Source organism: Lentzea sp. NPDC060358, from assembly GCF_042725365.1.
Taxonomy (GTDB): domain Bacteria; phylum Actinomycetota; class Actinomycetes; order Mycobacteriales; family Pseudonocardiaceae; genus Lentzea.
The window spans coordinates 1-15342 of record NZ_JBHXCW010000194.1; the positions used below are offsets into that span (position 1 = coordinate 1).

Below are 15342 nucleotides of genomic sequence, written 5' to 3' on the forward strand. Positions count from 1 at the left end.
GTTCGTCGCAGTAGAACACGTGCATCCACATCCAGTTCCGCACGCCTTCGGTGATCTCGGCGCAACAGTGCGCGCCGGGATTCTCGTGCAGGAACCGAGGACCGTCCTCGGCCAGCCGGCAGAGCCCGAAGCCGCTGACGTGGAAAGCCGGCCCACTGCCCACGACGAACGCGGTCTCGCCCACGACCTCGCCGCGCAGCAGATCCCTGTTCTCCCGGTGGAACAGCCCCTCGTGGTCGCGCTCGGCGCCGAGCCCCCGGCTGACCGCGGTGTGCAGCCGGCCGTCCCCGAGCCGCGCCCGCACTTCCTTCCACCTCGACAGCCGGAAACCCAGGCTGTGGTGCATCAGCACCAGATCGAGCATCGGCCCGTCGCCGTGGACGCACCCGGCGTGGCCGCTCCGGCGCAACGGCAGGTACACCAGCGTGCGCGGCGACCGCATGGCGAACATCCAGGCCAGGGCGAGCACACGGGCCGCGGCCTTGTCCACGCAGGACTCGACGCCCCGGTACCCCTCGTACAACGGCGCGTGCGCCACCGACCGGGCAGGCCGCACCACGCGGTACTCGTCCTTGCCCAGCCGCACCGTGCTGACGAGCGTGCGCCAGCGTTCCCCCTCGAGCTTCATCGCGAAGGAACGCTAGGTGGCCACCCCGGCCGGGGCGACCGGTTTTCAGCCTTCGGCCGCCAGCTGACCGCAGGCCGCCGCGATCTCCTGCCCCCGCGTGTCGCGCACGGTGCACTCCACACCCTGCTCGCGCACCCGCCGCACGAACTCCCGCTCGACGGGCTTGGGCGACGCGTCCCACTTGGACCCGGGAGTCGGGTTCAGCGGGATCAGGTTCACGTGCACCAGCTGCCCGAGGTGCTTGCGCAGCTTCTTGCCGAGCAGGTCGGCGCGCCAGCCCTGGTCGTTGATGTCGCGGATCAGCGCGTACTCGATCGAGACGCGCCGCCCGGTCTGGTCCGCGTAGCCGCGCGCCGCCTCCAGCACCTCGGCCACGTCCCACCGGGTGTTGACGGGTACGAGCGTGTTGCGCAGCTCGTCGTCCGGCGTGTGCAGCGACACGGCCAGCCGCACCTGCAGCTTCTCCTCGGTGAGCTTGCGGATCGCCGGCACCAGGCCGACCGTCGACACCGTGACGGTGCGCTGGGAGATGCCCAGGCCGTCCGGCGCCGGGGCCGTGATGCGGTGCACGGCCTCGATCACGCGCTTGTAGTTCGCGAGCGGCTCGCCCATGCCCATGAACACGATGTTGGACAGGCGGCCGGGGCCGCCGGGCAGGTCGCCGTCGCGCATCGCGGCGGCGCCGAGGCGCACCTGGTCCACGATCTCCGCGGTCGACAGGTTGCGCTGCAGGCCGCCCTGGCCGGTCGCGCAGAACGGGCACGCCATGCCGCAGCCCGCCTGCGACGAGATGCACAGCGTCGCGCGGTCCGGGTAGCGCATGAGCACCGACTCGATGAGCGTGCCGTCGTGCGCGCGCAGCAGCGTCTTCGCCGTGGTGCCCTCGTCGGTCGTGACCTTGCGCACGACCGTGAACAGCGGCGGCATCAGGTCGGCGACGAGCTTGTCGCGCGTGGCGGCCGGGATGTCGGTCATCTCGGCGGGGTCGACGGTCAGGCGGCTGAAGTAGTGGTTCGACAGCTGCTTGGCCCGGAACGGCTTCTCCCCCAGAGCGGCGACGGCGTCGGCTCGTTCGGCGGGTGAGAGGTCGACCAGGTGGCGCGGCGGCAGGCCGCGCTTGGGCGCGTCGAAGACAAGGGGAAGCGAGGTCATAGCACATCTAGTGTCCCACGATCTGCGGGCACACAAGACCGTTGCATCGCGATAGCTTCCGATATATCGTTAACGACATGATGATGCGACCACACCACAGAGATCACCACCACAGGCACCGCCACGGTCCCTTCGGGGGCGGTGGCAGGGGCGGCCGCCAACGGCGCGGCAACGTCCGGGCGGCCGTGCTGTCCCTGCTGGCAGAACGGCCGATGCACGGCTACGAGATCATCCAGGAGATCGCCCGGCGCACGGGCGGCGTGTGGAGCCCGAGCCCCGGCTCGGTCTACCCGACGCTGCAGATGCTCGCCGACGAGGGCCTCGTCTCCGCCGCGGAGGAAGGAGGCAAGAAGTTGTTCACGCTCACCGAGCACGGCAGGACGGAGCACACGGCCCCGCCCTGGCGCGACATCGACATCCAGCTCGACCCGGTCGACGGCGAGCTGCGCACCGCCGTCCGGCTGCTCGGCTCCGCGATGGAGCAGATCTCCCACGCGGGCACACCCGAGCAGAAGGCGCGCACGGTCGAGCTCTACAACGAGCTGCGGCGCAAGCTCTACGCCATCCTCGCCGAGGAGTGAGCTACCACCGGTCGTGCACGTGCGGCCGGACCAGTTCGTCGTACACCGCGGCGACGGCCTCGGAGTCGACGGGCTCCAGCTTCGCCGCACCCGAGTTGGCGCGAGCCTGCTCCACGTTGCGCGCACCGGGGATCACGACCGTCACGCCCGGCTGGTCGACGACCCAGCGCAACGCGAACTGCGCCATCGTGGCGCCTTCCGGCACCAGCGGCCGCAACCGCTCGACGGCCTCCAGGCCGACCTCGTACGGGACCCCGGAGAAGGTCTCGCCGACGTCGAACGCCTCGCCGTTGCGGTTGTAGTTGCGGTGGTCGTCCGCGCCGAACGTCGTGTCCGCCGTGTACTTGCCGGTCAGCAGACCGGACGCGAGCGGCACCCGCGCGATGATCGCGACCCCCGCCTCGGCCGCGGCCGGCAGCACCTGCTCGAGGGGCTTCAGGCGGAACGCGTTCAGGATGATCTGCACGCTGGCCACGTGCGGGCGCCTGATCGCCTCCAGCGCCTCCTCGACCTTCTCCACCGACACGCCGTAGGCGGCGATCCGCTGCTGCTCCACCATCTCGTCCAAGGTGTCGTACACCTCGTCACGGCTGTAGACGGCCGTGGGCGGGCAGTGCAGCTGCACGAGGTCCAGCGTGTCGACGCCCAGGTTGCGGCGGCTCCGGTCGTTCCACGCGAGGAAGTTCTCCCGGTTGTACCCCTCGCTGGTCTGCGCCGGCAGCCGCCGCCCCATCTTCGTCGCGACGAAGATCCCGTCGTCGCCGCGCTCCTTCAGGAACCGCCCGACGAGCGACTCGCTGCGCCCGTCGCCGTAGACGTCGGCGGTGTCGAAGAAGTCGACACCGGTGTCGACCGCGGCGTGCAGCAGCGCGAGCGCCTCGCTCTCGTCCACCTCGCCCCAGTCGGCACCGAGCTGCCAGCACCCCAGCCCCACGACGCCCACCTGGCGGTTCAACCTGCCTGCGATTCGCTTCTCCACGAACCGGAGCCTAGTCCGCTACCGCGCGTAGTTCAGCGTGCGCGCGTACGGCCGGAAACCCAGGCTCTCGTAGAACTTCTCCGCCGGCTTGCCGTGGAACGGGTACACGATCGCCTGTTCGGCGCCCAGGTCGCGCAACGCCCGCATCGCCCCGTGACAGGCAGCGGCACCGAGACCCCGTCGGCGGAAATCGGGATGCGTCCCCACGGGTTCCAGCTCGCCCACCCGGTTGATGTCGTCGAGCCAGATCAGGCACTTCGCGGCGAACCGCCCGTCCGGCGCCTCCACCACCCAGTCCAGGTCTTCCCGGTACGGCCAGGCCGCCATCACGGCGCGGTAGCTCTCCTCGGTCAGCCGCGACGGGTGCCACACCCGCTGGTGCACCTCAACGCGCCGGGCCACGTCGGCCTCGGTGATCGACCGCGCCGTGAAGCCGTCGGGCACCTCCACCTCGGGCAGGTCCCGCAGGTCGTGGGTCATGAACACCTGGTGGTCGGTGTCCTGCCGCACGTACCCGAGGCGTTCCAGCGCCTCCACCAGGTGGTGCTCGGCGTCGAGGATCATCACCTCGCGGTCGGGAAAGCGCTTCAGCACTTCGTCGGCCAGGTCGGGGTGCGCGGGGTCGACCTGCAGGTAGAGGTCCTTGCCGCCGCGCTCCCAGCCCCAGGCCGCCACCTCGCCGTCGCGCTCCCAGAGCTCCCGCTGCCACTCGGACTCGCGGCCCACGTGCTGGAACCGTTGCCAGGCAAGGTCTCCCACGTGCCAGTTGGCGCTGTGCGACCACAGCCGCTGCGTGAGGCGTTGCATCTCGCGGATCACACGATCAGCCCCTTCGGCTTGCGGCGCACGTGCAGCCGGTAGCCGACGGGGAAGCTGAGCCCGGCCACCGACGCGATCGCGCGCTCGGCGACCTCGGCGGAGAACTCTATGCGCAGCACCGACTCGAGGTCTTCCCGTTTTTCGAAGCGCCACTGCGCCGTGACGCGCCGCAGGGAGAAACCGTTGTCCGCGAAGAACTTCTCGACCACGGCCGGGTCGTAGCGGGGTTCGTCGGCGCACAGCCACGGCCCGTACGGGGCGGCGGCACCGTCGAGGTCGACGATCGCGAGCGCGCCACCGGGACGGAGCACCCGGTCGGCCTCGCGCATCCCCGGTTCGCAGCCGGGTCCGAAGAAGTAGGCGGTGCGGGCGTGCACCACGTCGGCGGAGGCGTCGTCGAGCGGCAACCCCTGCGCGGGACCGGCGACGACGCGGGCGTTCGGCAGCTCCTCCACCCGGCGCCGGGCCCGGGCGACGAGCGGCGGGTGCGGCTCGACGCCCGTGACGGACTTCGCCGTGCGCGCGAAGAACGGCAGGTGGAAGCCGTCCCCGCAGCCGACGTCCACCACGTCCAGACCGTCGAACGGGCTCTCCTCGCCGATGGCCGACCAGATGGCGCCGTGGACGTCCTGGGCGCGGTTCTCGACCTCGTAGACGTCGGGCCAGTGCCAGATGTTCGGGCTCGGCACGACCTCTGCCGGGCGCACCGCGTTGAGCGCCGCCCGCACGAATCCCCTCACCGGAACACTGTAAGACCTCGATTTGCCCGCGACCGTGCGAATTCGTCCAGTCACGGCGTAGCGTGATCGCATCTCTTCCCTGCAGGAGGCGTCCGTGTCGATCGCGCCCAACACGCCCCAACTCGCACCACTGCTCAGCGGAAGCCCGTGCTGGGCCGAGAGAACCGTCGACGACCTCAAGGGCGCGATCGAGTTCTACACCGGTCTGTTCGGCTGGCACTACGCCGACGACGAGGGCTACACCGTGGCCATGGTGGACGGCGTCCCCGTCGCCGGGTTCCCCCGGGGCGAACCGGAACCGTGGCGGTTGTACCTGGTCACGCCCCACGCGAGAGCCACCGCGGAGAAGGTGTTCCACCTCGGCGGGACCGTGCTGCGCAACCCCGAGGACGGACCGGACCACACGCAGAGCACCGTGATCGTCGACCCGACCGGCGCGGTCGTCGGGTTCCGGCACGTGCCACCGGACTGGCGCTTCGGCGTCGCGGGCCACGGCGCCTACGCGTGGGCCGAGCTGAACACCCGTGACGGCGCGGTGGCCGACGAGTTCTTCGGCGAGCTGTGCGGCTACGACATCACCCAGATCGGCGACGGCAACCGGCTGGACTACGCGTCGTACTCCATCGAGGGCACCGAGGTGCTCGGCCGGCAGAAGATGGGCCGCGAGTTCCCGTACGGGGAGCGTTCGCACTGGATGGTGTACTTCAACGCGGCGCCCGAGATCGGCATCGACTCGGTGGTTTACCGCGTGCTGGAGCTCGGCGGCCGGGTGACCGTGGAGCCCTACGACACCCCGTTCGGGCGCATCACGGTGGTCGAGGACCACGCGGGGATGGCGTTCTCGGTGATCGACCCGTCCCGCGTGATCGAGGCCGAACCGCTCGCGGCGGTGGACGACCCGTTCGACGACTAGCCGCTACTGGATGAAGAGGTGCAGCAGCAGCCAGGAGGCGACGGCGGACGGCAGGAGCGAGTCCATCCGGTCCATGAGGCCGCCGTGGCCGGGCAGCAGCGTGCCCATGTCCTTGATGCCGAGGTCGCGCTTGATGAGCGACTCGACCAGGTCGCCCGCGGTGGCCGTGACGACGAGCGCGGCGCCGAACAGCGCGCCCTGCCACCACTGGCCGTCGAGCAGCGTCGTCACCGTGATCGCGCCACCGACCACACCGGCGGTCAGCGAGCCCGCGAAGCCCTCCCAGGACTTCTTCGGGCTGATCTTCGGCGCCATCGGGTGCTTGCCGAGGAAGACACCGGCCGCGTAGCCGCCGACGTCGGACAGCACGACGCCGATGATGAACGCGAACACGCGGCCCACGCCGTCCTCCGGGACGACGAGCATGGCCGCGAACGCCGCGAACAGCGGCACGTAGGCGACGGTGAACACCGACGCGCTGAGGTCGCGCAGGTAGCCGTCCGAGCCGCCCCGGAACCGCCAGATCATGCACACCAGCACGGTGACCACGAACGCGGTCATCATGCCGGAGCGCTCCAGCGGCCAGGACAGCCAGAGGATCGCCTGGCCGCCGATCAGCGCGGGCCACAGGGCGACGGTGATGCCGGCCTTCTTGAAGGCGCCCGCGATCTCCCACGTCGACACCGCCACGGCGGCCGCGACGATGCCGATGAAGGTCTGCCGGACGGTCAGCAGCGACAGGATGATGACGGCGCCGAGCCCGACACCGACCAGGATCGCCGCGCGGAGATCACGGCCCGCCCGCGACGGCTTCGCCGCGGGCACCTCCGCGGAACTGCCTGCCACTGGTGCTCCCATCACGACCTCCGCCCGGCCTGGGCTGCTACGACGCCTGCGGCGAGGAGGCCGGGCGAAACCAACGGGGACATCAGACTTCGAGGAGTTCGGCTTCCTTGTGCTTCACGAGCTCGTCGACCTGCGCGGTGTACTTGTGGGTCAGGGCGTCGAGCTCCTTCTCGCCACGGGCGCCGTCGTCCTCGCCGACCTCGCCGTCCTTGACGAGCTTGTCGATCTCTTCCTTCGCCTTGCGGCGGACGCCGCGGACGGAGACGCGCGCGTCCTCGCCCTTCTGCTTCGCCACCTTCACCATGTCCCGGCGGCGCTCCTCGGAGAGCTGCGGGATGACGATGCGGATGATGCTGCCGTCGTTGCTCGGGTTGACGCCCAGGTCGGAGTCCCTGATCGCCTTCTCGATCGCGTTCAGCTGGCTCGCGTCGTACGGCTTCACGACCGCCATGCGCGCCTCGGGGACCGTGATGCTGGCCATCTGGTTCAGAGGCGTCATCGCACCGTAGTAGTCGATGTTGATGCGGTTGAACATCGAGGGAGTCGCACGACCGGTTCGGACGGAGGAGAGGTTCTCCTTCGCGACCGAAACCGCCTTTTCCATCTTCTCCTCGGCGTCGAGGAGGGTCTCGTCGATCACGACTGCTCCTTGCTCTGCGTGTTCGTGCCTGAATCCCGGTCCTGGAGAGATCCCACCAGGTCTAGAAGGCCGGACGGCCACCGGGGGTGCTCACCAGGGTGCCGATCTTCTCACCACGGACCGCTCGCGCGATGTTCCCCTCGGTGAGGAGGTTGAAGACGAGGATCGGCATGTTGTTGTCCATGCAGAGGCTGAACGCCGTCGCGTCGGCGACGTTGAGGCCGCGCTCCAGCACCTCGCGGTGGGTGATGTTGTCGAACATCAGCGCGTCGGGGTCGATCTTGGGGTCGGCCGTGTAGACGCCGTCGACGGCCTTGGCCATCAGGACGATCTCGCAGCCGATCTCCAGCGCGCGCTGGGCGGCGGTGGTGTCGGTGGAGAAGTACGGCAGGCCCGCACCGCCACCGAAGATCACGACGCGGCCCTTGTCCAGGTGGCGCATCGCGCGGCGGGGGATGTAGGACTCGGCGACCTGCGTCATCTGGATCGAGGTCTGCACGCGGGTGTCGATGCCGTGCTCGCGCTCGAGGAAGTCCTGCAGCGCCAAGCAGTTCATCACGGTGCCCAGCATGCCCATGTAGTCGGCGCGCGAGCGGTCCATGCCGCGCTGCTGGAGTTCGGACCCGCGGAAGAAGTTGCCACCACCGATCACGACGGCCACCTGCACGCCGGACTTGTGGACGGCCGCGATCTGCTTGGCCACTGTCTGCACGACGTCGGGATCCACACCGACACCGCCGCCGCCGAACATCTCGCCACCGAGCTTGAGCATCACCCGGTTGTAGCCGTGGCTACCTTCTTCGCTCACAGGTCCTCTCCTCGCGCCGTGGAGCAGTCTTCGAACATGCTGAAGGCGGGGTCGCTGGTGTGCCGCAACCCCGCCCTCATGGCAATCAGCTCTGGCCGACCTCGAACCGGGCGAAACGGGTCACCGTCACGCCGGCCTCGTCCAGAAGGGCCTTGACCGTCTTCTTGCTGTCGGTCACGGAAGCCTGCTCGAGGAGCACGACGTCCTTGAAGAAGCCGTTGACGCGACCCTCGACGATCTTGGGGAGCGCGCCCTCGGGCTTGCCCTCCTCGCGAGCGGTCTCCTCGGCGATGCGGCGCTCGTTGGCGACGAGCTCCTCGGGAACCTCGTCACGGGTGACGAACTTCGGGCGCATCGCGGCGATCTGCATCGCGGCACCCTTGGCGACCTCGGCGTTGTCACCGGTGTACTCGACGAGCACGCCGACGGCCGGCGGCAGGTCCGCGGCACGCTTGTGGAGGTAGACCGAGACGGTGCCGTCGAAGTCGACGGCCTTGGCCAGCTCGAGCTTCTCGCCGATCTTGGCGGAGAACTCCTGGACCAGCGCGTCGACCGTCTTGCCGTCGACCTCGACGGCCTTGAGGGCCTCGACGTCGGCGACCTTGTTGGCCTTGGCGATCGCGACGATCTCGTCCGCCAGCGCGATGAAGTCGGCGTTCTTGGCGACGAAGTCGGTCTCGCAGCGCAGCTCGACCATCGCGCCGTCCTTGACGGCGACGAGGCCGTTGGACGTGGTGCGCTCGGCGCGCTTGCCGACGTCCTTCGCGCCCTTGATGCGGAGGATCTCGACGGCCTTGTCGAAGTCGCCGTCGGCCTCGTCGAGGGCCTTCTTGCAGTCCATCATGCCGGCGGCGGTCAGCTCGCGGAGCTTCTTGACGTCCGCGGTGGTGTAGTTCGCCATCGTGTTCCTTCTGCGATGTACGCGCTTGAGTCACGAGGTGCCCGCTGGTCGCGGGCACCTCGTGGGGGAGATCAGGACTGGGCGGGCTGCTCGGCCGGGGCCTCGGCGGCGGCCGGGGCGAGGAGCTCCTGCTCCCACTCCGCCAGCGGCTCGTCGCTCGCGGCCTCGGGCTTGTCCTGGCCGTCGGCGGCGTCGCGGCGGCCACCGGAGCGCTGCATGAGACCGGCGGCGGCGGCCTCGGCCACGACCTTGGTCAGCAGGGCGGCGGAACGGATCGCGTCGTCGTTGCCCGGGATCGGGTAGTCGACCTCGTCCGGGTCGCAGTTCGTGTCGAGGATCGCCACGATCGGGATGTTCAGCTTGCGAGCCTCACCGACCGCGATGTGCTCCTTCTTGGTGTCCACGATCCACACGGCGCTGGGCACCTTGGACATGTCGCGGATACCACCGAGCGTGCGCTCCAGCTTGTCCTTCTCGCGGTTCATCATCAGGATTTCCTTCTTGGTGAAACCCTGGAAACCGCCGGTCTGCTCCATCGACTCGAGCTCCTTGAGGCGCTGGAGCCTCTTGTGGACCGTCGAGAAGTTGGTGAGCATGCCGCCCAGCCAGCGCTGGTTCACGTAGGGCATGCCGACGCGGAGCGCCTCGTTGGCGATGGCCTCCTGCGCCTGCTTCTTGGTGCCGATGAACAGGATCGACCCGCCGTGCGCGACCGTCTCCTTGACGAACTCGAAAGCCCGGTCGATGTAGGTCAGCGTCTGCTGCAGGTCGATGATGTAGATGCCGTTGCGCTCGGTGAAGATGTAGCGCTTCATCTTCGGGTTCCAGCGCCGGGTCTGGTGCCCGAAGTGCACGCCGCTGTCGAGCAGCTGCTTCATGGTTACGACGGCCATGGCCGGTTCGCACCTCATCTGTAGGGACGTGCCGGGTATCGCCTGGCACGTCTGTCCGGTTGGCGCCTCGGGCCGGCAGGCCCTCAGCCCTGGTGCCCCCGCCGCCGTCCGCACCCGAAAGGGCATCTCTGCACCCGTCGGGACCGTCGGACGTCGTGACTCGACCGGACTGGAACCAGCAGGTCGGATCTGCGTTGGCACGCGAAGTCGTCCCGCGCACAGACGGGACGCGCCCGAAAGTCTACTCCCCACCCCGGACAAACCTCGAATCGCCCTCGGCCGGCGGGGCCGACTTGTCCACAACCGGCGAGTAATCCACAGTTCCGCGATCACCGCTGGTCCCCGAAACCCCCGTGGCCCACCGTCATTCCCATGCCCCTGCTCCCCACCGCCCTGGTCCTGGCGACGCTCCTGACCCCGCCCGCGGCCCGCTTCACCTGGCCGCTGCCCCCGCCCCACCCGGTGGTCCGCGCCTTCGAGGCGCCCGCCACCGCGTTCGGCCCCGGCCACCGGGGCGTCGACCTGGCGGCAGCCGCCGGCACCCGGGTCCTGGCCCCGGCCGACGGCGTGGTGGTCCACGCGGGCGCCGTCGTCGACCGGACGCTCGTCTCCCTGGAGCACCGCGGCGGCCTCCGCACCACCTACGAACCGGTCACCCCGGCCGTGGCGGCAGGGCAGCGGGTCCGCCGGGGAGAGGTGATCGGCCACCTCCAGCCGGGCCACTGCCCGTCCGCGTGCCTGCACTGGGGCGCCCGCCGCCAACAGGCCTACCAGGACCCGCTCCGCCTGCTGACACCGGTCCGAGTCCGCCTGCTCCCGCTGAACGCCCCCGCCAGAGGCGGCTAGACCACGAGGGCCGCGCGGCACCCCGACGTCCACGCGCGGCCCGGCGAGAAGGGCGCTCCCGCCGTCCCGGGCGGCAGGTAGGAGCGGCGCGCCCCCGTCGCGCGCCGAGAGCGCCGCCAGGCCGGCCGGGAAGGCGGCACCCGTCCCGTCCTCCCGGCCGGCCCGGACCACTGCCGAACACCTTCCGTGCCACTGCCCGGTTCCGGCCCGCTTGATCTCCGACCACCAGCGAGCCGTCCGCGAGGTCAGGCCGGCACCGCCCACCCCCAACCGCGCCCACCGACAGACCCACCCGCTGAGGGCCCAGCCGATCGCCAACCCGTCAGGCCACGCCGGTCGCCGGACTGTCAGCCCACACCGGTCACGACTGCCGACGCCACTCCAACCGGCGACTGCCGCCCGCACCGGTCACGACTGCCAGCGCGACACCGGTCGGCGACTGCGGCTGCCACATCAGCCGGCGACTGCGAATGCCACACCGCCCGACACCCCGCCCACCTCTACTCGGTCGACGACGCGCCATCCCCCACTCCAGTCGTTACCCCGCCCAGCCCCACTCGACCGACGACGTGCCGTTCGCCCCGCTCCGGTCGATGCCCCACCCAGCCCCACCCGGCCAATGACGTGCCGTCCGCCCCACTCCGGGCGCTGCCCCGCCCATCCCCACTCGGCCGACGCGTGTCGGTCCGCCCCACTTCGACGCCGGCGGCCTCACCTGCTCCAGCGATGCCCGCCACCTCCCGCCCCCGTCCCTCTCACCCGTCGCCGCCCGAGTGGGCACGCGGCGTGCTGGAGCGATTCCAAGCGCCACCCGTTCGAGTGAATTGGCCTGACGAGGGCCGGAGAGGAGGGCCGAAACCCCATATGTGAGGCACGCACGGTTTCCAGCACGACTTTTCGGCAGCCCGGAACCCACCGGGTCGCGGCGGAGGGAGGTGGCGCGGTCAGGCCTCGGACTGCTCGTTGAGCTTGGTGCGCAGGCGCAGGACGGCGCGGGTGTGCAGCTGGCAGACCCTCGACTCGGTCACGCCGAGGACCTTGCCGATCTCGGCGAGTGTCAGGTTCTCGAAGTAGTACAGGGTCACGACGACACGGTCGCGCTCGGCGAGCTGGGCGATCGCGTCGGCCAGCTGGCGGCGGCTGTCCTGGTCGACGAGGCTCGCCACCGGGTCTTCGGCGGCGTCGTCGGGCAGCGACTCGGCCAGGGAGGAGCCGCCCTTGTTCGGGGCGATCAGCTCGTCGAGGGCGACGACGCTGGTGAGCTGGAGCTGGCCGTAGAGCTCGCGGAGCTCGGAGAGGCCGATCTTGAGCTCTGCGGCGAGCTCGCGGTCGGTGGGCGTGCGCTGCAGCTTGGCGCCGAGGCGCTCGAGGGCCCGTTCGACGTCGCGGGCGCGGCTGCGGACCGAGCGCGGCACCCAGTCCTGGGAGCGCAGGTCGTCGAGGATCGCGCCGCGGATGCGCTGCATGGCGTAGGTCTCGAACTTGAGGCCGCGTTCCGGCTCGAACTTCTCGATCGCGTCGACCAGGCCGAAGATGCCGGACTGGATCAGGTCGGCCACGTCCACGTGGGCGGGCAGGCCCGTGCCGACGCGGCCCGCGACGTACTTGACCAGCGGCGCGTAGTGCAGCACCAGGCGGTCGCGCTGGCCCTGGTCGCGGGACTCGCCGTAGCTGCGCCACAGCGCGACGATGCCGGCCTCGACGTCGTCACCCGACCGCACGTCCGCACGCGTCACCGCGGTCGGCGCGCTGGCGGGCGCACCGTTGACCTGCGTGTCGGCACCGGGCTCTGAGCTCTCCCCGGTGCACGGCGCGCCGTTCTGACGGTGCCCGTTGGGCGCCTGCTTCGCACCCGGTGCGGGCAGGACGGGGTCAGGGGGCACGGTCGCCGTACGCGATCCTCCCCCTGCGGCGTCAGGAACGGGGGTGGGTTCGGTCATGGATCGCCTTCAGCCGTTCGACAGTGACGTGTGTGTAAAGCTGAGTCGTTGCGAGCGTAGCGTGACCAAGCAGTTCTTGGACGGTGCGCAGGTCCGCTCCTCCTTCCAGCAGATGGGTCGCGGCGGAGTGGCGCAACCCGTGCGGCCCGATGTCCGGTGCGCCGGGCACCTCGGCGACAACCTCGTGCACCAGGGCGCGGACCGCCCGCTGGTTCAGCCGGCCACCACGGGCACCCAGGAACAGCGCGGGCGGCGAATCCGGTGCTACCAGGGCGTTTCGCCCCTCGTCCAGCCACCGCCGCAGTGCACGCTCGGCCGGCACGCCGAACGGCGTGCTGCGTTCGCGTCCACCTTTGCCCAGAACCCGAATCACCCTCAGGGAGTAGTCCACGTCGTCGAGGTCGAGACCACAGAGTTCGGCCACGCGGATACCGGTGGCGTAGAGCAACTCCACCACGGCCTGATCACGCAGCGCAACCGGATCGCCCTCGGACGCGCCAGAGGATACGGCGGTCATCGCGTCCTTCGCCTGGTCTTCGCGCAAGACGGCCGGCAGCGTCCGGTGAGGCCTCGGCGCGGCGAGCCGGGGCCCCGGATCGGTCGCCAGACGACCGGCCCGGTGCGCCCACGCCGTGAACGCGCGCGCGGACGCTGCCCGGCGCGCGAGCGTCGTGCGACTGGCGCCGGCGGTGCGTTGCGCGGCGAGCCACGACCGCAGGGCCGTCAGGTCGATCAGGCCGATGTCGGCGTCATCAGGACTATTCCCGGCGACATGTCCGAGCAACGCCACCGCGTCACCGATGTACGCGCGCACGGTGTGCGGCGACAGATCACGTTCCAGGCCCAGATGCCGTTCGTACTGCCGCAACGCCTCCGAAACGCCCGAGGGTAGTTTTTCGCGCAGGCGAACGAGATCGACACGACGTGTCCGACCATGCGGCGGCGGGGACATAGGCCAAGACGCTGCGCCAGTCGGGGCGATTGGTCAAGTATCGCCACACCCCCGCACAATTTGAGAGCGCTCTCATGATCGCGGGGCCCGCAATGTTTCCACTCCCTGTGACGACGAAGGCCGCAGCGGCCCGCACAGATCACCTTTTGGAGTAGCGACAGCGGCCAACGTCACCGTCCGAACAGCCGATCATCCTGTCCGCCGATCCACGCCGGAGACACCTCGGCGGGGATTGTCGCCGGCCGACATCACAACGAGGAGCAGCACCTCCTTACCGTCCACAGTGGATTTTCAGCTGATTCGGGTCAGCTCACCTCCAACTTCTGCCAGCCGCCGTCGACCCGCAGGGCCAGCCCGGCGAGCTCCAGCTCGGGCAGCAGCGCCCGCACCCGTTCCAGCGGCACCCCGGACTCGACCGACACGACCTCGTCGCTGAGGCCGCACCGCTTGCCGAGCGCCTCGTACACCCGCATGGCCTCGCCCTGCGGCGCCCCGAGCGAGCTCTCCTTCTCGGCGGGCTCGGTAGCGAGGTCGTCGCCGAACCGCCCCACCGACTCGACGATCTCGGCGACCGAGCTGACCGACTCGGCCTGCCGGTCCCGCAACAACTCGTGGCACCCGGCCGAACTGGCCGACGTCACGGGCCCGGGCACCACCATCAAAGGCCGCCCGAGGGCCAGCGTGATGGCGGCGGTGTTCTTCGCCCCGCTCCGCCTCCCGGCTTCGACGACCACCGTGCCGCCGCCCAACGCCGCGATGAGCCGGTTGCGCGTGAGGAACCGGTGCCGCGCGGGCGTGACACCGGGCGGGTACTCGCTGACGACGAGGCCTTCCCGCGAGATCTTCGCGAGCAACCCCTGGTGGCCGGCGGGGTAGGCGACGTCCGCACCGCACGCCAGCACCGCGACCGTGAGCCCGCTACCGGCGAGTGCACCGCGATGAGCGACACCATCGATCCCGTAGGCCGCGCCGGACACGACCGTCACGCCGGCCTGCACCAGCCCGTACGCGAACTCGCCGGCAACGTGCTCGCCGTACCCGCTGGCAGCCCGCGAGCCGACGATCGCCACGGCCTTCTCCGTCGCTTCGGCGAGGTCGTGCGGACCCCGCACCCACAACGCGAGCGGCTCGCCTCCGCAGCGCTGCACCGTCATCCCCAGCGCGACGAGCGGCCACCGCGGCCACTCGTCGTCCTCCGGGATCACGAAGCGCCCACCGACCTTGGCGATCCGCTCGAGGTCTTCGTGCGCACGTTCTTCAGCACGCCGCGCCGAGGTCTGGCCGGCCACCGACGGCGACACCTCACCCGCGCGCACCCGGCCTGCGGCCTCGACCGGGCCGACCTGGGCGACGAGCGCGGCCAACGCCGCCGGGTAGGGCTCGGCCACGCGCGACAGGTACGCCCTGGCCAGGCGCACGGCGTCGGTGGACGACGGGCGCGGGGCGGGTGGAGTGGACGGTTCGGTCATCGGAACCACCACCAGGGCAGCCAGCGTTGCCAGGGGTTTCGGGGCCGGGAATCTCGGGGCCAGGGACTCGGTGGGCCGGCGCCCGCGGCGGGCCTGCGGACCGTGCACGGGAGCGGGAGGAGTGCAGGCACGCCTGGAGTGGCCGGGGCCGGGGTGAGAAGTAGCGGGCTCATGGTGGGGCTCCTCGGGTGTTGTTGGGGTGGGAGGTGAGCGGGCCGCCCGCTGGGGGGAGAGG

General features: G+C 70.5%; 16 protein-coding genes. 3 read left to right on the plus strand and 13 right to left on the minus strand.

Annotated features, from left to right (window positions below):
* Both ACFWGZ_RS30950 and rlmN read right to left on the minus strand, forming a co-directional pair.
* Positions 1 to 628 (minus strand): hypothetical protein (locus ACFWGZ_RS30950; protein WP_382455123.1); only part of this gene is annotated, 628 nt, incomplete at its 3' end.
* 45 nt (positions 629 to 673) lie between these two features.
* Positions 674 to 1780, minus strand: a complete 1107-nt coding sequence (gene rlmN / locus ACFWGZ_RS30955) for a 23S rRNA (adenine(2503)-C(2))-methyltransferase RlmN (RefSeq protein ID WP_382455124.1) — start codon at positions 1778 to 1780, stop codon at positions 674 to 676.
* Between the two features lie 185 nt (positions 1781 to 1965).
* On the opposite strand from rlmN, the gene ACFWGZ_RS30960 reads away from it, so the two are divergent.
* Positions 1966 to 2361: a PadR family transcriptional regulator gene (locus ACFWGZ_RS30960; RefSeq protein WP_382455125.1), complete on the plus strand. Its 396-nt coding sequence runs from the start codon at positions 1966 to 1968 to the stop codon at positions 2359 to 2361.
* 1 nt (position 2362) lies between these two features.
* Here ACFWGZ_RS30960 and ACFWGZ_RS30965 read toward each other — a convergent pair whose 3' ends face one another.
* From ACFWGZ_RS30965 to ACFWGZ_RS30975, 3 genes are read right to left on the minus strand one after another with little or no spacing between them, the layout of a single operon-like run.
* Positions 2363 to 3340 (minus strand): aldo/keto reductase, encoded by a 978-nt coding sequence (locus ACFWGZ_RS30965; RefSeq protein ID WP_382455126.1) that lies wholly within the window; start codon positions 3338 to 3340, stop codon positions 2363 to 2365.
* 18 nt (positions 3341 to 3358) lie between these two features.
* Positions 3359 to 4147, minus strand: a complete 789-nt coding sequence (locus tag ACFWGZ_RS30970) for a GNAT family N-acetyltransferase (protein ID WP_382455127.1) — start codon at positions 4145 to 4147, stop codon at positions 3359 to 3361.
* Between the two features lie 8 nt (positions 4148 to 4155).
* Positions 4156 to 4899 (minus strand): class I SAM-dependent methyltransferase, encoded by a 744-nt coding sequence (locus ACFWGZ_RS30975; protein WP_382455128.1) that lies wholly within the window; start codon positions 4897 to 4899, stop codon positions 4156 to 4158.
* A gap of 94 nt (positions 4900 to 4993) precedes the next feature.
* On the opposite strand from ACFWGZ_RS30975, the gene ACFWGZ_RS30980 reads away from it, so the two are divergent.
* Positions 4994 to 5812 (plus strand): VOC family protein, encoded by an 819-nt coding sequence (locus ACFWGZ_RS30980; protein WP_382455129.1) that lies wholly within the window; start codon positions 4994 to 4996, stop codon positions 5810 to 5812.
* A gap of 3 nt (positions 5813 to 5815) precedes the next feature.
* Here ACFWGZ_RS30980 and ACFWGZ_RS30985 read toward each other — a convergent pair whose 3' ends face one another.
* The 5 genes from ACFWGZ_RS30985 to rpsB form a co-directional block, all read right to left on the minus strand.
* Positions 5816 to 6670 (minus strand): phosphatidate cytidylyltransferase, encoded by an 855-nt coding sequence (locus ACFWGZ_RS30985; protein ID WP_382455130.1) that lies wholly within the window; start codon positions 6668 to 6670, stop codon positions 5816 to 5818.
* A 70-nt stretch (positions 6671 to 6740) separates the two neighbouring features.
* Entirely contained in the window at positions 6741 to 7298 is a 558-nt protein-coding gene (gene frr, locus ACFWGZ_RS30990; RefSeq protein ID WP_382455131.1) for a ribosome recycling factor, read from the minus strand.
* A gap of 61 nt (positions 7299 to 7359) precedes the next feature.
* Entirely contained in the window at positions 7360 to 8070 is a 711-nt protein-coding gene (gene pyrH, locus ACFWGZ_RS30995) for a UMP kinase (protein WP_090096004.1), read from the minus strand.
* A gap of 121 nt (positions 8071 to 8191) precedes the next feature.
* Positions 8192 to 9007 (minus strand): translation elongation factor Ts, encoded by an 816-nt coding sequence (gene tsf / locus ACFWGZ_RS31000; RefSeq protein ID WP_382455132.1) that lies wholly within the window; start codon positions 9005 to 9007, stop codon positions 8192 to 8194.
* Positions 9008 to 9078: 71 nt separating this feature from the next.
* Positions 9079 to 9900, minus strand: a complete 822-nt coding sequence (gene rpsB, locus ACFWGZ_RS31005) for a 30S ribosomal protein S2 (RefSeq protein ID WP_382455133.1) — start codon at positions 9898 to 9900, stop codon at positions 9079 to 9081.
* A gap of 372 nt (positions 9901 to 10272) precedes the next feature.
* Between rpsB and ACFWGZ_RS31010 the strand changes: the two genes are divergently transcribed.
* Entirely contained in the window at positions 10273 to 10746 is a 474-nt protein-coding gene (locus tag ACFWGZ_RS31010; RefSeq protein WP_382455134.1) for a M23 family metallopeptidase, read from the plus strand.
* A gap of 944 nt (positions 10747 to 11690) precedes the next feature.
* Here ACFWGZ_RS31010 and ACFWGZ_RS31015 read toward each other — a convergent pair.
* The 3 genes from ACFWGZ_RS31015 to dprA all read right to left on the minus strand — a co-directional run bounded on the left by ACFWGZ_RS31015 (position 11691) and on the right by dprA (position 15107).
* Positions 11691 to 12686 carry a FliA/WhiG family RNA polymerase sigma factor gene (locus tag ACFWGZ_RS31015; RefSeq protein WP_382455135.1) on the minus strand — a complete coding sequence of 332 codons (996 nt, stop codon included), beginning with the start codon at positions 12684 to 12686 and terminating at the stop codon, positions 11691 to 11693.
* Positions 12661 to 13638, minus strand: coding sequence for a tyrosine recombinase XerC (locus ACFWGZ_RS31020; protein ID WP_382455136.1), 978 nt, complete (start codon positions 13636 to 13638; stop codon positions 12661 to 12663). The genes ACFWGZ_RS31015 and ACFWGZ_RS31020 overlap by 26 nt, the downstream gene beginning before the upstream one ends.
* Before the next feature lie 305 nt (positions 13639 to 13943).
* Positions 13944 to 15107, minus strand: coding sequence for a DNA-processing protein DprA (dprA, locus tag ACFWGZ_RS31025; RefSeq protein ID WP_382455137.1), 1164 nt, complete (start codon positions 15105 to 15107; stop codon positions 13944 to 13946).
* Positions 15108 to 15342 lie beyond the last annotated feature (235 nt).